At 56.5% G+C, this 20,884-nt stretch carries 12 protein-coding genes; 3 read left to right on the plus strand and 9 right to left on the minus strand.

What is annotated here, in order from left to right:
* Window positions 1-11 precede the first annotated feature (11 nt).
* Window positions 12-1,382 carry an HDOD domain-containing protein gene (locus tag ACNSOI_RS02665; RefSeq protein ID WP_420195085.1) on the plus strand — a complete coding sequence of 457 codons (1,371 nt, stop codon included), beginning with the start codon at window positions 12-14 and terminating at the stop codon, window positions 1,380-1,382.
* A gap of 276 nt (window positions 1,383-1,658) precedes the next feature.
* Here ACNSOI_RS02665 and ACNSOI_RS02670 read toward each other — a convergent pair whose 3' ends face one another.
* The 8 genes from ACNSOI_RS02670 to ACNSOI_RS02705 form a co-directional block, all read right to left on the minus strand.
* Window positions 1,659-2,117, minus strand: coding sequence for a DUF2489 domain-containing protein (locus tag ACNSOI_RS02670; RefSeq protein ID WP_420195086.1), 459 nt, complete (start codon window positions 2,115-2,117; stop codon window positions 1,659-1,661).
* Between the two features lie 25 nt (window positions 2,118-2,142).
* A complete protein-coding gene (locus tag ACNSOI_RS02675) occupies window positions 2,143-4,437 on the minus strand; it encodes a molybdopterin oxidoreductase family protein (RefSeq protein WP_420195087.1) in 2,295 nt (764 codons plus the stop codon).
* Between the two features lie 154 nt (window positions 4,438-4,591).
* A complete protein-coding gene (locus tag ACNSOI_RS02680) occupies window positions 4,592-7,828 on the minus strand; it encodes an Ig-like domain-containing protein (protein ID WP_420195088.1) in 3,237 nt (1,078 codons plus the stop codon).
* Between the two features lie 13 nt (window positions 7,829-7,841).
* A complete protein-coding gene (gene aupA / locus ACNSOI_RS02685) occupies window positions 7,842-9,179 on the minus strand; it encodes an alkane uptake protein AupA (RefSeq protein ID WP_420195089.1) in 1,338 nt (445 codons plus the stop codon).
* A 360-nt stretch (window positions 9,180-9,539) separates the two neighbouring features.
* Window positions 9,540-12,602, minus strand: coding sequence for an Ig-like domain-containing protein (locus ACNSOI_RS02690; protein WP_420195090.1), 3,063 nt, complete (start codon window positions 12,600-12,602; stop codon window positions 9,540-9,542).
* Window positions 12,603-12,612: 10 nt separating this feature from the next.
* Entirely contained in the window at window positions 12,613-13,950 is a 1,338-nt protein-coding gene (gene aupA / locus ACNSOI_RS02695; RefSeq protein WP_152437223.1) for an alkane uptake protein AupA, read from the minus strand.
* A gap of 375 nt (window positions 13,951-14,325) precedes the next feature.
* Entirely contained in the window at window positions 14,326-14,844 is a 519-nt protein-coding gene (locus ACNSOI_RS02700; RefSeq protein ID WP_420195091.1) for a PEP-CTERM sorting domain-containing protein, read from the minus strand.
* 236 nt (window positions 14,845-15,080) lie between these two features.
* Window positions 15,081-16,754: a LuxR C-terminal-related transcriptional regulator gene (locus tag ACNSOI_RS02705; RefSeq protein ID WP_420195092.1), complete on the minus strand. Its 1,674-nt coding sequence runs from the start codon at window positions 16,752-16,754 to the stop codon at window positions 15,081-15,083.
* A 131-nt stretch (window positions 16,755-16,885) separates the two neighbouring features.
* Here ACNSOI_RS02705 and ACNSOI_RS02710 point away from each other — a divergent pair, with 131 nt between their 5' ends.
* Together ACNSOI_RS02710 and ACNSOI_RS02715 are read left to right on the plus strand one after the other, a co-directional pair.
* The gene (locus ACNSOI_RS02710; RefSeq protein WP_420195093.1) at window positions 16,886-17,653 is read left to right on the plus strand and encodes a class I SAM-dependent methyltransferase; all 768 of its coding nucleotides are present in this window, start codon (window positions 16,886-16,888) and stop codon (window positions 17,651-17,653) included.
* Window positions 17,654-19,333 carry a hypothetical protein gene (locus ACNSOI_RS02715; RefSeq protein ID WP_061332584.1) on the plus strand — a complete coding sequence of 560 codons (1,680 nt, stop codon included), beginning with the start codon at window positions 17,654-17,656 and terminating at the stop codon, window positions 19,331-19,333.
* On the opposite strand, the gene ACNSOI_RS02720 is transcribed toward ACNSOI_RS02715, so the two are convergent.
* Complete coding sequence (locus tag ACNSOI_RS02720) at window positions 19,334-20,800, minus strand: hypothetical protein (protein ID WP_420195094.1); 1,467 nt, start codon at window positions 20,798-20,800, stop codon at window positions 19,334-19,336.
* Between the last annotated feature and the right edge of the window lie 84 nt (window positions 20,801-20,884).

The following is a 20,884-nucleotide window of genomic DNA, read 5'->3' on the forward strand; positions in this document are numbered from 1 at the left end:
TGGAGAAAGTTATGGAGCTCCCTGTTTCTGTTCAGCAAGCGCTTGGCGACAGCGCCGCAGGGGTGTCGCTGAGAAATGCGAACCAGATTCAGCCGCAGCACCTGTTGCGTATGGTGCTGCTGAATGACAGCGAAGGTAATCTGCAGGCTATTTGCCGGCGGGATGACTTGCTGGATCTGGAAGTGCTGAACAAACAGCTTGGCCGTGATCTGAGGATGATGCAGCGGCGCGAGCAGGTCCGGGTGCGCCAGCGCTCCGGATTACAGGAGTTGCCCGCCTTGCCATCGTTAACTGGCTGGCCGACCGTGATCGACCGGAGGGTGGATGAACTGGAATCCGTCGCCCTGGAATTGGCGGATCAGAAACTGGCGATCATGATGCCAGCGGCGGATTTCCGCCAATTGACCGCCAAGGCCGAACGCCATGACTTTGCGGTGGATACCGACACCATCTCTGTGAATCTCGACAATCACGGTGCTGATCGGGACCAGTTGCATTCTGCGCTGAAAAAATTTACTGGCCTGCGCATCCAGCAACGGCTGGAGGATACCCTGGAATTGCCGCCACTGCCTGAGACCGCCCAGCGCATTATTCACCTTCGGGTAAACCCGAACGCGGTCATGGGTGACCTTGTGGATGTGGTAGAGAGCGATCCCAGCCTGGCAGCCCAGGTAGTAAGCTGGGCGTCGTCCTCGTTTTATGCCGCGGCGGGGCAGGTGCGCTCGGTGCACGATGCGGTGTCGCGGGTGCTGGGCTTTGATCTGGTGATGAACCTTGCTATGGGCCTGGCCCTTGGGCGGGCACTCAAACACCCGAAAGACCATCCGGATGGCTACGTGGATTACTGGCAGCAGGCCATCTGGCAGGCGCAATCGGCTGGCATTCTGGCGAGTATGATGCCCAGGGGCCGGCGCCCGATGTTTGGCCTGGCGTATCTGGCTGGCCTGTTGCACAACTTTGGCCACCTGGTGCTGGCCCAGGTGTTTCCTCCCCATTTCAAACTGGTTTGCCGCTCTCTGGAAGTGAACCCGCATATCGATTCCAGCGTGATCGAGCATTACCTTCTGGGCATCACCCGTGAGCAAATCTCCGCCCAGTTGATGGAAAACTGGGGCATGCCCGACGAAGTAACCCTGGCCATCCGGTATCAAAAGAATCCTACCTACGATGGCCCCCACAGCGATTACGCCCGATTACTCTGGCTGGGGCGCCAGTTGCTGACAGAGCGAGGGGTGGCCCTGGGGGCAGGAAAGCTGGCAGACGCCTCGGTATACGAGGAGTTGGGTCTGGATCGAGAGGCTGTGGAGGAACAGTTCGATGAGCTGGTCAACAGTAAAGACAGCATTATGGCCATGGCCGGCATGATGGGCCAAGGCTCGTAAAAAAGCCGGCCTTGGAAGGCCGGCAAATTCAACCGCTTTGCAGAGTCGTCCAAACTTATCAGGAGACAACAACACAGGTTTCTGCCCCGGATGCGTGGGGGCAGCGTCCTTGTTTAAAGTTAGACAAGCTACGGGAAAAGGAAAGCACCAAACGCTGCTTCGCAATCCATGAGCGCAACGTCAGGTTTGCACGGAAAGCAAAACTATTGATTTGCTTTGCTATATCTCTCTGGGCGCCCGGCCATCCGTTACAAAAAATTACAAAATAGGCGCCGATCAATCGAAACGATGGTGCCGTATGGCGGTTGCTGCCCGGCGCACCTCGTCTGAATGGGCCTGTTCGACGGCATGGCGTTCTTTATCCATTTTCTCGACAAAGCGGGTGTCAGTGGCCTGCCGGGCCCGATGAGTCGGCATGTGCTGAATCTTGTCGTGAACCTCCTGAAACACCCGGAAAGGTGATTTTTCCAGCAGGTCCGGGGCAACGTGGTCCAGCAAGCCCTTGAGTCGCAGGCAAGCCTCGGAGTACTCCACCTGGTCTTCCTCCACCGCCATGGCAATAATCCGGATGCTCTCAATCATCTCGTCCCGGCGCTTGGCCCGAAACTCCTCCGACTTTTTCTGGCGCAACCGGTGTTCCGAGATCGCCCCGGCCTGGCGCCAGATGTAGAACAGCAGAATGCCTATGGCCACCAGGCCAATAACGATGATGACCAGTTGGAGCCCTCTGGGCATGATGTGTCTCCCTGTGGTGAATGTGTCAGGCCTGCTTGAGTTGCGCCTCAGTTTGCCAGACTTTGACACTCACTACCTGCCCATTTAACACGGATGTGCCGGAAACCGGGTCCACATCTGCGTCGTTCAGCACGTCATTGATGCTGGCGCCAGCATGGGCCGCCGCCGTGGACTGGCCGGTGCCCGGGCGATGATGACCCCAGCCATGGGGGATGGACACCACGCCGGGCATAATATCTTCGGTCACTTCCACCGGCAGGACCACTGATCGGCCGCCGGAGCCGATTTCCGCCTGCTGGCCGTCGGTCAGCCCACGGGTTTCGGCATCCACTGGGTGCATCATCAGTGTGCAGCGGCTTTTGCCCTTCACCAGTCGCTGACTGTTGTGCATCCAGGAGTTATTGCTGCGCACATGGCGCCGGCCGATCAGCTGCAAGTCATCGGCTTTGCCGGGCTCCAGCAAGGCTTTCAGCCGTTCTACATCGGCAAGATATCGGCGTGGTGCCAGCTGTATCTTGCCATCCCGGGTATACAGGCGCTCTGGCAGCGAGGGTTGCAGGGGGCCAAGATCAACGCCGCTGGGATAGTCTTTCAGCAAGGACAATGACAAACCTTTGGGTAACTCCTGCCAGCGCCGATTCAGGGGGCTGAGTTTGGCCAGGCCTTTCAGGGGGTGGCGCTTGGGCAAGCTGTCCATGGCCAGGTCCAGTGCCGGCTGGACGAGCTTGCCTGCCTTGCCCAGGTTGGCGCCGTAGGGGCCGGTGCGCAGCAGGGCGTCCAGAATCGGGTCTGGCCCCAAGGCTTTGAATGCCTTCCAGCCCAGCTCAGAGCGCAGTGGCAAACGACCGCCTTTGCGAGCTTTCTCCAAGCGATGGGCCAGTTCCAGAAGAATCTGCCAGTCGTGGCGAGCGTCTGGTACAGGTTCAAACAGGGCTTCGCTGTATTTGGCCACGTTGCGAACCGCAAACATACTGAAAATCAGATCGTAATGGCTGCGCTCAAGCGCGGCGGTGGGCGGCAGTATCACGTCGGCGTGGCGGGTGGTTTCGTTCAGGTAGTAATCCACCGACACCATAAACTCGAGACCTTCGAGGGCCTCATCCAGCCGTTGTCCATTAGGATTCGACAGAACCGGGTTCCCGGCCACGGTCACGAATGCACGAATCTGCCCGTCACCGGGGGTGAGCATTTCATCAGCCATGGTGCTGGCCGGGTACTCGCCGGCAAACTCCGGCAGCCCGCGAACCCGGCTGTGCCGCTTGGCGAAGTGGCCATTCTGGCCAGACAAGGCCCCCAGTGCCACCAGGTCAACAGCGGGTTGGGTAAACAGAACACCGCCGGGAATGTCCAGTTTGCCGGTCAGGATGTTGATGCAGTAGGCCAGCCAGGTGGTGGTGGCACCGAACGCCTGGGTGCTGGTACCCATTCGGGTATACAGGGCAGCCTTGCGGGTGTTCGCCAGATCCCGGGCCAGCTGGCGAATGTCGTCTGCGGCAATGCCCGTGGCTTCTGCGACCGATTCCGGGCTGAAGCCAAGCGCCGCCAACCGCAGCAGGTCCATGTCTTTCACCAGCCGCTCGGCCGCGCCGGCGTTGACCAGGTTTTCCGCAAACAGGGTATGTACCATGGCCATCAGCAGCAGGGCATCGGTGCCGGGGCGAACAAAGTGGAACTGGTCCGCGAGCTTGGCGGTTTCCGTGCGGCGGGGGTCAATCACAACCAGCTTGCCGCCACGCTGTTTCAGGGCTTTTATCCGCCCGCGTACGTCCGGCACCGTCATCAGGCTGCCATTGGAGGCCATCGGATTGCCGCCAATGCAGATGAACAGGTCGGTATTGTCGATGTCCGGAATCGGGAACAGTATCTGATGCCCGAACATTTCCAGGCTGGCCAGCATGTGAGGTAGCTGGTCGTTGGAAGTGGCAGAGAAGCGGTTTTGGGTGCCAATGGCATGCAAGAACGGCATGGTGGTCATCAGGGTGCCGTGGTTATGTACGTTGGGGTTGCCCAGGTACACGCCAATGCTGTTGCGGCCATGGCGCTTGCGAATATCGGTCAGCCGCTCGGCTACCAGGTCAAAGGCGTCATCCCAGGAGATCTCCTGCCAACCGTCGGCGGTTTTGCGGATTGGCTTGCGCAGGCGTTCGGCATCCTCATGCAAATCCTGCAAGGCAACCGCTTTCGGGCATATATGGCCCTGGCTGAGCGGGTCCTGCTCGTCGCCCTTGATGGAGGCAATCTTGCCATCCTGAACCTCAATCGCGACGCCACACATGGCCTCACAAAGATGACAGGTACGGTAGTGTGTGCCGTTTTGCATGGGGCTCTCCCGGAATTGTTGTTTTAGGTTTCAAGTTGCAACCAGATTATCAGGAAATGGCTGCCAGATAAAAGAACGGATGGCAAAGAACAGCTGACCTTTGTTCATACAAAAAGGCCAGTCCGGAGACTGGCCTTGCTGGCAGGGGCCTGGGTTAACGCTGAGCCGGTATTTCCTTTACCGGGTTGGAGATGAAGTTCAGGTAAACGCCTTGTTCCGGTATGACCAGAGGAATGGTGATGTCTCCTCTTTCCGTTTCTGTTGACGAGTCTGCAAGGCACGTGACTATGCCAGTCAACCCTCGCTCTTCGACACATGCTGCATAGCTCAGGAACTCACCAATAATGGGGACAGTGACGTTAACTCGGACATCAATGCCTGGGCTGTTGTTATTTCTTTGCTCAACCTGCATGCGTCCATCATCAAAGAACACAATGGGCCCATCTAGCTCAAGTGTTACCGGCTTGCTATAGAGATCGTGTGAGAGCGCTGAAGCAATTGGTAATGAGAGGTTCGGCGCGTCCAGGGTCAGATCAGCCGTAGTCATGAAAGTGGGGTGTCCGTCTTCACCCTCAACAATCAAGCCCTCAACCAGTCCCATAGGGTTGTCTTCGGTTGGTTCGCCGTAGGTCATACGCAGAATTTGCGGGCCGGTTGCCTGTTCTCCGAAGCCGTCGAGGAAAACACTTGCGGAGGTTGTGGCCAGCATGGTCGGATACAGCAGAACCCGAATTGCTTTCTCCCCGGTCTCCTCGTCCAACACTACCGTTCCCACGATTTCGGTATTAAGACCGTAGGTTTGATAGATGAATTTGTTCTCCGGGCATTCCTCTGAGGCTGAGCAACCGACGCTGGCACCAACTGGAATACCGAGTGCACTGGCCTGATTGCCAATAACTCCCAGTTTGGCTGCGTTTGCCGAGGGCAGGAAACCTCCTGCACCATCTTCCTCATGAGCAAAAGGCTCCAGGCAATCAGCCGCACCGGGCGAGGTGCAGTCAATCACATAGTTGGAGTTGGTGTCTCGCACGGGCAGGTTGCGAAGCGGCGTAAACACACTGTTCACCGCCTCCGTCCCACGGAAGTAGATCTCCATATCGGGCCCGCCAATATCTTCTGGATCAACCAGGAGATCGGTTTGCAGCGGATAGCCTTGCTCTGAGCAGATGGCGGACTCACAGTTCATGCCTGAGGCAGAGGCCATAATGTAACGGTAATAGCTGCCGGGCTCCCAACCTTCCGTGGGATAGAATCGAATGCGCTGATTGTTCTTTTCCAGTCGACCGGCGACTTCGGCAAAGTCGCCGGCTTCGCCGCGTTTTTCCACTCTGAAAGTGTCACCTAAACGGATGCTGTCCAAGTTCATGGACTGAGAGAATACGACGGTAATGGGCCGATCCTCCGGCATGGAAGTGATCGGTAATATCTGACCGGCCGGGCCGTCGGGCGCTGCATCCAGACATTGGCCGTGATTCGGGTTAGCTGAATCAAGATCAACGGGTGTGGTGGCACAGGGATAGCCGGGGTAGGTGGTCAGTGCAATTGGTGAAACAAACTCAACAGTGGTCTCGGAATTATCCAAAGCCTCAAGAGTAAAGTTCAGTGGTGCGAGTGCCGCAGGGTTGCCTGCAAGGTCAGTGAGGCCGTTCACTTCAACAGAGTAAGGTGCTCCGTGTTCCAAACCACCCTCGGGATTAAGCACAAGAGCGGTGCCATCAAGGTTATGATCGAAGGCGACGGGTGTTCCATTTGCCTTGAGCGTTATCCCGTTGCTGATAGATTCGGCATCCAGTGGCTCGTCAAAAAATAGAATCACTGGATCACCCGGTCGCTGCATCGACTGACGGGTAGCTGGGGTGGCATTCTCAGAGCCTGGCATCCAGCTCACCAGTTGCGGTGGTGTGTTGTCCAGCTCCCGCAGCGTTTCCGCATCCAGAACTGAATCCACGTCCGTAGCCGCCTGCAAGTGGAAGGCAATGGTGGAGTCGGTGAATTCCTGCCCCAGAAGGTTGGGCTCCACCATGCCGATGGCATCAATCGTCAGCACACCATCCTGTACCAGCGCAATCCCGCGCAGCTCCACCCCCATCAGATCCTGAGACAGCGAGGCATTGGGCTGCGCTTCCTCAGTGTTCATGGAAACATCCATAAACAGGGTAATGTGACGCGGGGCATTCTGGTTGTCCGTGTAGGGGTTCGGGCTGAGGTAACCGGAGGCATCTGACAACATGGTGACCTTGATGTTCCCGGTGGTCTGCAGTTGTCCGGAGTCTGCATTCAGGATCGGCACCGCACCGCCGATCAGTACATCCAGACTGGTGCTGTTCAGAATACTGCCTTTGGGCACTCGCAAGGGCAGCGCCTCATCCGCCCGGAAGGCGGGGGCAAAGCCCAGCTCGGCGTACAGATCCCCGGTTTGCTGGGAAGGACCAGCCACGCCTTGAAGCACCGAGTTCAGGGTTACCCCATTGATAATCTGGCCGTTCAGGATAGAACGCTGGGCGGCATCTTCTGATACTCCCTCACCAAGGCCGGAATCCACCGCCGCCTGTTGAAGCACCACGGTTGGGCCGGTATCACGGGGCTGGAAGCTGAATTCCTGGCTGAAGCGGTCGCCATCCGGGCCATTGGTCAGGCTGGCCAGGTTGTTCAGCTTGAGAGTGTAAGTCTGGCCGGCTTCGAGAACGTCTGCCTTGCTGCCGCAGTCTTCCGGTTCTGCTGTGACGCAGGGATCAACCGTAATGCGGTTGCCTTTGACCAGAACAGTGGCCGGTACCGCCTGGTTGTCTGAATCCAGCAGCTCGATGGTGCCGCCAAGTTTTTTCCAGTCCGGATGGACAGGGTGGGTCATGGCCAGGCGAAAGGTGGAGAAGTTCATGGCCTGGAAGGCGCTTCCCTGATCCGGCACCTTCCAGGCCACTCGGAAGGTTTCGTCGGTGTTGGTCAGGTTGGCGATAGCGGTAAAGTCACCCCGGGTGTCGAACTGGATACCCGGTTCGCCGACCGCATTAGGGGTAGCGACGGTGCGACCGCCCTCCGCTGCCAGCGGCTGTTCGAAGGTGACGGAATAGCGGGTCAGGATATCTAACCTGCCAGTGGGCTGGAGCTTCAGGCTTTTGCCACCGTCGATTTTTTCGACGGTAAAGTCCTGAGAAGTATCGCCAGAACTGATGCTGATTTTCTCACGTATTGTGGCTTCGTCATCGGTAATCGCATGTGAGAATCGCAGTACCAGCTCGGTTTTCGGACTCACATCTGCTTGTCCGTCCATCGGGAAGGAATACACCACAGAACCGGGCGCGGAGCGCTCACTCATGGTCTGTTCATCACTGCCGCCGCAGGCGGCGAGCAGAATTGCGGGAACGAGTGCCAGTGTCTTATTGTATTTCATGGCCTTCCTCTCCTCAGAACTTCAGGGTGATGGAGCCGCTGACGACGTGGACGTCACCGTCTGCTGTCACATCGGTTTCATTGCCGTCAAAGTCGACCAGCGTGAAATCGCGCTTCTGCAGTTGTTGGTACTGATAGCCCAGGTCAAGCCGCACCGGGTAAGCCAACAGGCGGGTTCGGTCATAGGTGGCACTGATGCCAAGGCCAACAATGATTTTGTCGGTGTCCAGGTAGTTGAGTTCGGGATTGCGTGTCGTTTTCAGCGGTGATTCTTCATAGGCAACACCACCTCGTACCGCGAAGTTTTTGTTCAACTGATATTCGCCGCCGAGGCGGGGAATAAGAATGTCGTCAAACCGGATACGGTTGCCCGGAGCAACAGAGCCCTGGTCTTTGATCGTGTCGCTGGCGAAAATATCTTCAAGCTCCGACCAGTTCTGCTGCTCGATACTGCCGCCCACTCGCCAGCCGTCGCCGACATACTGTGTGCCAATAGCGAAGGTTTCCGGCTGGAAGGAGTCGATGGTGGTCACCGCGAGGCTCAGGCCCGGGTCGGGAATGGTCTGGGTGACGATGATGTTGGAGTCCACGGTGGTGGAGGCCGATGACTTGGTACGATAGGTGAACGCGGTCTCCCAGCCATCCAGGAAACAGTTGCTGTCCGGGCAGAAGGTGCTACCCAGATCGACTCGGGTACCCAGAATGGTTTTCATGGAAGGCTCGGCGCTGACGGCCAGGCGTTCACGGCTGGTTTCGCCGCCCAGGGTAGAAACCGCATCCAGGTTGGCGGTGGCTTCCAGAGTGATTCTGACCGAGGCGCCGACGGAAATACCGCGCCAAATCGGAGTGGCACCGCCGATATTCAGGAACAGAGGTTCACGGCCATACTGAAGGTACTGACCGGTTTCGCTGGTCTCGGACCCGAAGGCCAACATTTCCTTGCCGTATTTCTCCACGCCGGCCACGAAGCCCAGGTAGATCGGGTGCTTGAAGCGGGTCAGCGAGCCCAGGTTGGTTTTCATGCCGATCAACACGTGTTGGCTGGGGGAGTTTGATAGCACGTCGCCATCGGCGTTGGGGTTCTTTGAACGTAACTCCTGCTCTGCATGGAGAATGCCGGCGGTCAACTCGCCGCGCTGGTCACTGGTCAGTGACGCAGGATTGTAGTAGGTCGCGGACACCTGATCATTAAACATGGAGAGCGATTGAGCAGTGCCTACGTCAATGGGCATTACGCCGTAGCTGGTACCCAGGTTTCCCATACTGGCGTGAGCATTGAAAGAAAGGCCGGCAGTTGTTGTGACAATGGCCACGGACAGTGCCCGCAGGGCAAAGCGGTGAGAACCTATCATGTGTAAAGCTCCTGTTATTTTTGTCATTCAGGTGTTCATGAGCCGGCAATTATTCTGGCCGTTTTTTCGTATTTACACCTCTATGCTGGATATTAGCCCGCTTGTCTTTTTGGGACGTTGGCCCGGATGACGCAAATTTGCGTCGAATTGAACACAGAATTTCCCACTTACATGGTTAGACAAAAGCAGGGAGCTGTGTAGATCAATTCGGGTCAGGTTTGTTGGGGATTTGTGAGTAAATGTTTCTATGTGGCATGCGCTCGACATCAGTAGGCATGAACACTCGGTACTGACGCTATGGCCTGGGAAGGGTGGGCGACTACTGAAAAAGAAAAGGCCGGCGAGTGCCGGCCTTGCGTTTTACGGTTGGGTGGATGGCGATATGTAGTTCAGGTAAAGCTGCTGTTCGGGTATTGTCAGCGCCAGCGAGGTGCGGGGGCCTAAGCCGAGGATGTTGCCCAAACCGCCCAGGGTGTTCCCGTCAATCACGATATTCGGCAGGTCAACAGTTGCGGTGTTTCTCTGCACAATCTGCATGCGCCCATCGTCCAGAAAGGTGACGGGCCCCGAGAGCTTGAGGTTGTTAATCGGAAAGCTTCGCATATTGTGGTCAAGTTCCGTCAGGGGGATTTCCGGCTTCAGGTAAGGCGCGTCCATATAGAGGTCCAGCTCGGTTTCGAACGTAAGCACTCCCTCTCCATTGGTAAACAAATAGCCGCTGATCAGCTCGTTCCTTTGTTCCCCTTCATAACGCATGCGCATCAGCATCGGGCCGGTCTTTATGCTGTGATGTTTGCCGACGAGCCAGGCCACCAGATCGGAAATGCTCACATTCACATCAAGTTCTGAGGTGTAGAGCACTGAGGGGTACAGCTTCACCGGTACTCTTCCCTGATCATCCGGTTGGCCGATGACGGCAACGTCCAACATCGCGGTCATGTAAATGAACTTCTCTTGTTCACAAGTCTGACCGACACGGCATCCGATATTCGCATTGTCGACCAGCGTGCTGTCCACACTTCCGGGCTTGTATCGAACCTGCCCCGAGTTCTCGATAGCGGCGTAGGTGCCAGATTCGCCTGGCTGAACCTTCTGTTCAGGATTGGTGATCTGAAAATCACTATTGATATCGGCCGTTGGGAGGTTCCGCAGAGGGGTCAGAACGCTCGGATTCTCTGGGCCGCCCACGAAGTAATTCTCCATAGCCGGGCCGCCGAAGGTCCGAACCGGGGTGCGAATGGATTGGCTCAGTACCTGGGTCTGGAGTGGAAGATTGGCGACCGATCGGATGCCATCTTGACCAGATTCGAGGCGATACCGGTAGTGTGTGCCGGATTGCCAGCGGTCATTTGGAATTATTTTGAGTTCCTGTGGGCTGGTCTCAACGACAAAGTCAGTGAAAGCTTGCCAAGTGCCGTCTTTGAACTCGTCCATTCGCACCGTATCGTCAGCGATGATCGAGTCGCTCTTCATGATCTGCGAGAAACGCACGATGATCGGTTGCTGGCCAGGATGCGTGTGAATTGGCAGCAAATCATCTGTGCTTTTGCCGCCAGCACACCGGCCCTGGTTGCCGGCCTCCGGATTCGCCGGAACGTTAACCTTGGCGCATGGGTAACCGGGCAACGAGGTTAAAACCACGGGTGATTGGTTGCTCGGGTTGTCCTGATTGGTACGCGGACGAGTAAACATCTTTTCAGTGGGCGTCAGGGCGTTGCCCGCAATATCGGTGATGCTGCCGGAAAGTGACAACCGGTACTCCCTGCCTCCCTCAAGAGGAGAATGCGGTGCCACTGACAGTGCCGATCCGTTGAGTGTCAGCGAAGCCGGCGTTGGCTCGTTCGGATTGTCCACCGGATACAGAGTAACGGAGCTGCTTGTTACCGTGCTCGGGAGCAAAGGCTCAGAGAAGAACACCGTAAGAGGGTCGCCCGGAAGCAGTTTGTCCACGTCGGCAGCCGCAGGTGACCAACTCTTAACAAACGGAGCCTCCTGGTCCGCGAACTGTTCCTGTGTTGGAGCATCTGCCTCAAAGCGGAAGCCCTCCAGCCGGAACGAGATCAACCCTGAGGCCTTGTCCACTCCCATGACGTCGGGTTCGATAACGCCGACCGCTTCAATGGTCAAAGTGCCGTTTTCCACGATGGCTGTGCCCACCAGTTGAACGTGCAGCATTTGTTGGGCGAATGCGGCGTTGGCAGTCGGGTTTTCCGTGTTCAGGGCCATATCGATGAACAGTTCGACAAGCCGGGGAGCATCCTCTGCGTTGGTGTAGGGATTTGGCATCAGGAACCCGTTTGCGTCCGAAATAAAGCGAACGCTCACGGCATCGGACTCAAAGCCGGCAGGAACAGCGCCGGCAACGTTGACCTCCACGCTTGAGCCCGTCATCAGTGAGCCCCGGCTTATCGCCAGGGGCACACTCTTGCCTTCCCTTTCGAACTTTGGAATGTAGCCCAGCTCAGCAAATACCACGCCGCTGGCAGTGGTAGGATTCTCCTCTCCCAGGAGTTGCGATCGCAGGTTCACGGTATTGAATTCTGCTCCGGAAAGGGCAACTTCTCCGGGATTGGTGGCCGCTTTCTGGGCGGCAAACTGACGTTCGCCGTTCGGCGAACGAGTGTCCAGCGGCTGGAATGTCCAGGGGGCTTCTGCCGGCACGTTCAGTTTGGCGCCAAGTATTTCACTTTCAATGCCGTCGGTCACTTCGATGGAATAGGTTTGCGAAGGGTCCAGGTAGTCGTCCGGATCAATCGTCAACCGGTGGCCCCGGAGGTACACTTCAGCTGGCACCAGTTCACCGTTGCTATCGCGCAGGCTGAAAGTGTGGCCATAGACCAAGGTTGAGGCTTTCACCGGTTCGGTAAACTGAACCCGAAGCACCGACAGGTCGGTTGCAGGGTATCGGTCGTCATCAAGGGGGATAAATCGAGCAATTCGGAAGTCGATATCCTCAGCCTGGCTTAGCAGTGGCCCCTTGACTGCCGGTTCGGTCTTGAAGACGATGCCATCGCTTGTGAGTGTGACAGCCTGGCCCGCCACTTCCAGGCCGTCTGCGGTGAGTGTGTAGACCTGTCGCGGGGATAGCGGTTCAAGCGGTCTCACAGCCAGTCCTTTGTCGCCGGCGGTTAACGTCGCAGCTCCTAATGGAACGGCGTTGCCCTGGCTATCCTTCAGGGACAGGGTATTGGCAAGTTCGTCCTCGGGAGTGGTGATTCGATCAGTGAATCGCAGGAAAATGGGTGCTGACACGGGTACCGTACTGGTAAAAAGCTGTTGCCCGTTCGCCATAACCGGAGTGTCGGCCGGATAGGCGAAATACAGTTCCGGGGCTGCGGCTGGCTGGTTGACGGTCTGATTGTCGCCACCGCAACCCACCAAACCGAGACCTGCCACTGACAGTGCAAGAATTGTTTTTTTCATGGTGCGCCTCTCAGAACTTCAGGGTAACTGAGCCACTGACGACGTGGATGTCGCCGTCGGCCGTGACCGCTTCTTCGTTGCCGTTGAAGTCGACGATCGTAAAATCGCGCTTCTGTAATTGTTGGTACTGGTAGCCAATGTCGAATCGAACTGGGTAGGCGAGCAGCCGGGTACGATCGTACGTGGCACTGAGCCCCAGGCCCACCACTATCTTGTCTGTGTCCAGGTAGTTCACTTCCGGATTGCGATCCGATTTGAGTGGAGACTCCTCGAAAGCAATGCCTGCTTGAAACGCAAAGTTTTCGTTAAGGTTGTACTCACCACCCAGTCTCGGAACGAGGATGTCGTCAAACCTCATCCGGCTGGCGGCTGCAACACCCTGTTGATCTTTTACACTGTCGTTGGCGAATACGCTTTCAAGCTCTGACCACTTTTGCTGCTCAACGCTACCGCCGATTCGCCAACCATCGCCCCGGTATTGGGTGCCAATACTGAGCGTTTCCGGCTGGAAGGAATCAATGGTGGAAACCGCCAAGCTCAAACCCGGGGCTGGGATGGTCTGGCTGACGATCACGTTGGACGATATGGTGGTAGACGATGTCGATTTGGTGCGGTAGGAAATCGCCGTTTCCCATCCGTCCAGGAAACATGCCTGGTCTGGGCAGAAGGTATCTGCGTAATCGATATTAACGCTAAGAATGCTCTTCAACGACGGCTTGGCATTCACGCTGAGCTTCTCTTTCTCCGTATCGCCTGCCAGGTTGGAGGTGGCGATCAGTTCGGCCTCAGCTTCCAGTGTGATTCTGGCCGAAACCCCGGCGTCGATACCGCGCCAAATTCGCGTGGCACCGCCCAGATTAAGAAACAGAGGTTCTTTTCCGTACTGCAGAAACTGCCCCGTCTCGGATGTTTCAGACGAGAACGCGAGCATCTCTTTTCCATATTTTTCCACACCCGCTATGAAACCGAGGTAAAGCGGGTGCCCGAAACGGGTCAGTGAGCCCAGATTGGTTTTCATGCCAATCAAGACGTGCTGGCTTGGGGAGCTGGAAACCACGTCACCATCCCGGTTTGGGCCGCTGGCGCGCAGTTCCTGTTCGGCATGCAGCAGGCCGGCAGTGAGCTCACCCCGGGGGTCCTTGGTCAGATAGGCGGGGTTGTAATAGGTGGCAGACACTTGTGTATTAAACATCGACAGTGCCTGCGCTGAGGCAACATCAGTGGGCATCACGCCATAGGTGGTACCAAGGTTTCCCATGCTGGCACACACGGGTAACGACAGGGATAGACTGATCGCCGAAACAGAGGCGCAGAGAATCCGCTTACCTGCGAAATCAAAGCCGTGCATTGTAATACTCCGTTGTTTTTTTTAGTCGCTTGTCGGTCTTGTGACCGATTTATCATTATTCTGTGATCATAAGCTGGACGGCGCACTGCGTGGTGTGGCTTTGGTGACAGGTAAAGAGGCGTTTGAGGGTCAAGATTGATATAAGTCACTGTCTGGCATTGGGTTTGCGAGCCAGCCCGAGAAGTGCGGGAGGGATCAAGTTGTCCGTTTTGTGATGAGCTTCACGTATTTTGGGGGGCAGCCGTGTGTTGATGAGCGCGGTAATTTGTTTGATGCGTAAAGAAACCTGACAGCTACTTCTATGGTGGGCCACGATCATAAAAACAAAGCCCCCCGATAGGAGGGCTCTGAAGAGACGGCAACGACTCTAGCTGCTTATGCAGTGCGTTGCAGGTTCCGGCGAACCGTCAGCAGCCCCAGGATGCCGAGACCAAGAAGGCCCAGCGTGCCCGGTTCGGGTACAGTAACGGTACCGCCGTTGAACTCAGTCAGATGGCTGAGCTGAAGATCTTCTTTGTCCTTGAAGTAGTCCAGAAGCCGGAACACGCCCCAATCCATGTTGGGCTCGTTCTTGAACAGAACGTGTGTGCGGGCGTCTTTCAACAGAAAGTAGGACGGTGTGGTCAACAGTTTGAACGCGACGATACCCGAGTCTTCAACGGTGACCTGAAAGCTCGCGGGATCTGATTTTCCTGTAAACGTCAATGTGGTACCAACGATGCCTGATGCCCACGTTGCTTCCGTGGCGGGGTCCGACGGATTCATGTTTTCGATCTTTCCTAAGAATGAATCGATTCCTCCAACGTCGGTACCACCCGCGATGGTGTACGCAAAAGCGCTGCCACTGACACTGAAGGCCAGTAACGCACTGAATAACATAGTTTTGATTTTCATGATGACACACTCCCTAAGATCAGCACCTGTCGGTGACCAACGGCACCCTGTATCGATCTTTTCACTACCCATTCCTTAAGGGCGTGTAGTGTCGGGTTTCCATACGGATGTCATAGTGGGTAAAGCAATCGGCGGGCCAAGGTTTCAGTGCATTGATCGATATGGGGTTTTTGTCTCGCCAAATGTCGAGAGTGTAAAGTTACCTGACGTCTGATCGGGTGTGGCTGTAAAGGGACCTATCCGTGTTCTCGTGCGAGTCGGTTACCGGAGGCGTTTGCCATTGTCGCAAGGGCTTTGTAGAGCCGTTCGGTTTGCGAGACCGCCAATGTTAGCCCCTCGCCTTCAACCAGCTCGATGGTGAGGTCAGGGTTAATGCCCCGGAAAATACTCAGGTGAGGCACCGGGGTACTGGCATTGCAGTCGCCGTGAATAAGTGTCAGAGGGAGGTTCGGAGCGTCCAGCAAGTGCCCCCAATCCTGAATCATAATTCTGAGGTCCTCCAGATACCCGGCCCCGAGCTGATTGATATAAAACCCGTAGGCCGCGATCACCCCTTGTCTGAGGGAGTTTTTGCGAATTATATGCTCATCTGGCTCCACGCCCTCGAAAATCACTTTGGGCCACTGCTCCGGCCCGAGCTTCCTCATTCTCAGGATCAACAGCCGAACCATCAACCTGGCCAGCCAAGGCGCGTGGCGGGCGGCCTGGATGAAAATCGCCTGGTGAGCAGGCATGGCGTTAATCTGCTCCAGCTCCTTGAAAGGCGGAGCTGCGGAGACGGAAACAATGCCGTTTATCGCTATGCCTGGCTGTTTCAGCAGCGCAAGGGCGGGGATAAGGGCGACTTCATGGGACAGAATGGTTATCCGAGAGATCGACAGGGAGCCTAGCACGGCGAGTATATCGTGGCACTGGCTTTCCAGTGGGTCTTCGGATTTGTCCGAGGGTTCGGTCCTGCCATAACCGGCGCGTTCGACGGCAATGACATCCAGCCCAAACTGCGAAGCCAGTCGCCGTTCGTCCGGAAAGTCCCCGGCACCGAAGGAGGGGCCATGGAGGAGTAGCACGGGTTGCCCGCCGGGGCGACCAAACCGGCGCCAGCCAATTCGCCGGTGATCACGGACCACCTCATGAATACTCATGGGATAATCGTCGTAATGGGCAGACAGCAAATCCCCTTTCGCTTTCACGGTATCCATGGCGGTCGCTGCAGAAGCGGCCATGGTGGCAGCCTGTACCTGACTTTTAGCGCCCAGCTTCTGTAGCAGGCTTTTGATTTGCTGCCGGACGGTTGCCACCGAACTGCCTCGCTCTTCAGCGATCTCTTCCGACGAGCAGCCCCGTGATAGCAGCGCGAGGATATGGCGTTCACTGGCGGACAGGCCGAACACGTCTGCGAACGCCAGATCAATGGATTCCGGCCAGTGTTGTTGCAAGGCATTCAGCACGAAGGTTTTCAGTTTCTGCTGGTACATGCCCACGAGAATCAGGGGCAGGGTATGTTCGTCACTGCCTTTTCGGTAGGCCTTCAACAACGTGGGGCCCTGGGTGGAGGCGAGGCGTTCCTTGAACTGATGAAAGGCCTCCGGGCTGATGCCCAGGGCTACCAGGCCATCACCGGATTGCATATCGAACAGCTGGGCCGCGCCCACGTTCAGAGCAACAACCTGGCCAGACTCATTCAGCGCCAGGGCGGGGGCCGTGTGGTCGTTGACCAGTCTGTATAGCGGGTCGTGGCCCGTTGCACGCTCTTCCAGGTCGTGCAGCGCCGTAGACAGCTCCAGGGCAAGATCAGTCGGCAGAATGGCCTGTGAGCTAAGATCTGGCGCCAGAGCGACGATCAGGTCGGCAAATTCCGCTTGCCTGGCGGCAACGGCCGAGATGAGTTCCTTGAGGTTGTTGTCTGACATCGGGCTCCACCGGATATATCCCACCAGTTAAACGAAATCAGGGAATTTCCGGATCACTTATACCATGTGGTAGATGCCGCTTGGTGGCAGGCCCATTAATGTTAGCTCAAAACGCTGGGAGATACGGACAGGTGCTTGCAGATTACGCTGAAATTTTCCGGCACCGGGGTGGCAGTTACCATAAGGCCATGCTCACTGTGCCTCATGCGAGGGTGCTTGAGTTTAAACGGGCTTTAGAGCCCCTTATAGCAGACCTTGCAGCCCGTCCCGCCTTCCGGATAGCTGATGCGCCGTCTGGCGGGGAGTACCTGCGGAGTTTTCTGCCCGCAACGGTGGAGTACCATGGCTTCGACCCCAGTTCTGGCTTTAATACCGGCCCGGCTGAAGGTGGCGATCTGGCTGACTTGCCTTTCCCGGACCTATCGATTGATGCGTTTATAAGCCTGGCGGGGCTCCATCACTGTCTGGATAAGCGCCCTTTTCTGAATGCGTGTCACCGCACACTGGTACCCCGTGGTTTGCTGTCTGTGCTGGATGTCGGGTCCGGTTCTCCTGAAGCCCGGTTTCTCGACGAGTTTGTGGGTAAGTACAACGGCATGGGGCATGAAGGCGATTATCTCGGGCCTGGGTTCGTTTTGCAGTTCGAACCATCAAAATGGGATGTCCTGTCAGCGGGTATGGTGGATTGCCACTGGCAATTCGCCAGTAAAACCGAACTGTGCGAATTCTGCCGTGGGCTGTTTCGTCTGCAGGGCGTTTCAGACAGCCTGACCCTTGAGGCCGTCAGAAGTTACCTGGGCGTCAAACCGAGTATTGATTCGCAAGAATCTGTGCAAATGCCATGGCGCCTTTACCGAGTGGTGGCTCGCAAATGCGTCCCCAACCCGCAGGAGCACTGAATGCTGCAGAGACCCGATTGGGATATGCAGCCACCGGTTACGCGCTATTACGGTGGTTCAGATGTGACCCGTCAGCCTGGCTTCTGCGTGAACATCCGCCCGCCTTCGAATGCTTCGGAGCCGGTCTCACGGGCTTTTGTCACTTTGCTCGAACGCGCCTTTCCGGAACCCGGTTTTGGCCGATTACCGGAGCCTTCGGCTCACCCCGTCGGGCCTGAGACCTGGTTGGAATGGCTTGGGTACTGGCACCATCGAATCGTGCGGTTCGCCGGGTTGCCGGTATTCGAGGCGCCGAAGGCTTTGCCTTCGCCGGATATGCCCAATTACTACCTGGTGTACTTCCCCTCATACGAGGGTACGGAGAACGCCAGTTTATCGCTTTTGAAGTGGCTGTTGACGGTGTCCATGGCCCCCCAAACCGACACCCTTGTTCGTGAGGCAATGTCCAGCCTTGAAACCGTCATGAAGCCCCTGGCTGACTGTGCCCCGACCTCGGCCAACATCTCGAGGTTTCTCTTCGCCGCTTTCGAGGCGCGTTTGCCAGTGGTTAGTCTGGGGCATCACATGTTTCAGATCGGCATTGGTGCATCCGGTGTGTGGCTCGACAGCTCGTTTACCTCCTCAACCCCGGTGATGTCGGCCAATCTGGTGAGAAACAAAGCGGCCACCAGCGACTTCCTTGCCAAGGCGGGCATTCCGGTGCCCAGGCAGGCACTGATCATGGAGGAGGTGCAGCTGAAGCCTGTCGCCGAGGCACTGGGCTTTCCCTTGGTGTGCAAGCCGGCCGATCTGGACGGTGGTAAGGGCGTTCATCTGTACCTGGAAGACCTGCCTTCGCTGGCGGAGGCCTTCCGGCAGTGCCGGGAACTAACCGATCAGGTTCTTGTTCAGCCTCAGGTGCAGGGTCGGGATTATCGATTAACAGTGCATCGCGGAGAATGTGTATGGGCGATAGAGCGAGTGCCCGCCAGTGTGATTGGTAATGGAAAAGACACTGTTTCGAGATTAATAGAGCGTGAAAACGCCCGGCCGGAGCGTTCCGGCGCCGGCCTCAGCCCGCTCAAGCCTTTGCCTGGTGCGGAATCCGCGAAAGACTTGCTCAACGCTCAGAACCTCAAGCCAACCAGTGTGCCGGCAACAGGCCAGGTTGTTGTGCTGTCGCATTTACCGAATGTCGCCGCCGGTGGCCAGCCGGTTCCGGTCTACGCCGACATTCACCCGGACAACGCCGAGCTAGCAGCCAAAGTAGCGCGATTGTGCCGCCTGGACCTGGCCGGCATTGATCTGATCATGCCGGACATCAGTCATTCATGGCGTGATATCGGCGCCTGGGTGATCGAAGTGAACGCGCAGCCGGATATTGGCCAGACCACCGCTGCCCACCTGTACGGCAAATTGCTCGGAAGGATGCTGCCGGAAAAGCCGGTTGAGATTCGCTACGTTGAAGGGCGGGAGCGTGATGCCTGGGGTAGGGGGGATAGAGTGAGCCACAAGGGGCTTTTTTGGGATGGGTTGAGCTGGCAGCCGTTGCCCGATAAAACGGCCGAACGGATTGCCTGGGCGCGACAGTGCCTTTTGGATGATCAATGCCAAGGTGTATGGCTGGATGAGGTGAGTTGGAAATGGTTCAGGCAAGCCGCCACGGACTTGAGAATCCAATGGCGGCCGCAAGAAGACTAGTTAAATCACCACGGATGGATCATAGGAAATTGGCCCGAGCCCCGGAAGAGGAATGAACCTGGTTGGGCCATTTTCGCCATCGCGACAGACGTTATCTTCACTTGCTGTCGATATTGCCACAGCTGGATCGCGGTTGGTTTGAGTATTGTTCTCATCCACATACACGCGAGTCGTTTCCTGCGAGTTGCCATCTAAAAGGAAACTGATGCCCGCGACCAGTGGTGCGCTGGGTGTAGAGGAATAGCCAATCGTGGCACTTGTTGGGCAATCCAGCCGCGCTTGGTCTGATCTGCCTCTCAAGAAGCTGGCTTCGTCTCCAACAAACTCAAAGTCCGCGGTAATGAACTTATCATTGCCACCGTTTGACAGGGTTTCGATAAAGACCGTTTCGGCGTCCTCATCACTACCGAATACGATAGAGCTAGCTTCGGCATTTTCATCACCGCGGTAGGGTGATTCGACGTACAACTTGTAGATATCGTCTGGCGTGTTGTTACCCAACTCAGTTGGGGCCACAAAAACAGACGCAAAGTTGTTGAACTGCACCTGCGATGCTGTGCCACCATCGGGTGTGGTGGTGATGCTCAGGTTCGCTGCATCGAAGGCATACATGCCTTTGAAGTTGTTATCGGCTAAACGCTGCTGGAACAGGCGTGATCTGAACGGCTGAGCGTATTCAAAATTGCTCAGTGCGTTTTGTTGGGCCTGGGAGAACTCGCCAAAGACATGGGTTTCGGTAAAGCCAAAAGCCAAGCTGTAGGTGGTGTTACCCTTGGTCACAACAACCGGCTCTCTGGCTTCAAGGCCAGACGTGCCGAAGTTAAAGTGGAAGTTATCCATGATAATACGGCTGTTACCCATATCCCCGTTGCTGCTCTCTCCAACCCATTCCCGTATAAGTGCGACCTGGCCATTAATCGTGGCGACGACGGTGCTTGAATCGGCCGGGTCGACGAGTTCACAATCATTGAAGATCAGAAGGGCGACTTCTCTGAAGAGCGCTGCCGTACCGACGCCATCCGGGTATGCCCCAAGCTCTTCTTCGTTATTCGCAGTATCTTTGGAAGACACTTGAAAGGAATTGGCGGGTGTTCCGACGGCTGGGTCAGGCTGTGTTGCTAGAGCGCCAAAGGTGCCTACGCCACACTGATAGTTGGTGAAGGCATCTTTTGTATCAATCCAAAACGAAAGCCTGTCTGTGCTCGACGCAGTGCCGCCTTCAATGAGCTGCTGGCGTAAGAGGTTATACAGCTCGGCCGGAAACGCCTTCTCAGGCAACTCCTTCATCTCATCCAGCGCCGTCGCCGGATTCTGACTGAACGCAAACGCTGCCGGGAAAGTCGGCTCATCCGGCGTCATATCCTCTTCCACCTGCTGATTCCCAGAGGAACTGGAACCACCACAACCCGCCAGCGCCAGTGAGGTGGTTAAAACTGCTAAACCCAGAAGATTCTTCTTTGTGTTCATGGTCGACATCCATTCTGATCACGGAATTAAGTGCCCGAACAGAGTAGGAGAGCGACACAAACGGAGCATCTACCATCTGGTATA

This window comes from Marinobacter sp. GH_1, assembly GCF_048595985.1.
Taxonomy (GTDB): domain Bacteria; phylum Pseudomonadota; class Gammaproteobacteria; order Pseudomonadales; family Oleiphilaceae; genus Marinobacter; species Marinobacter shengliensis.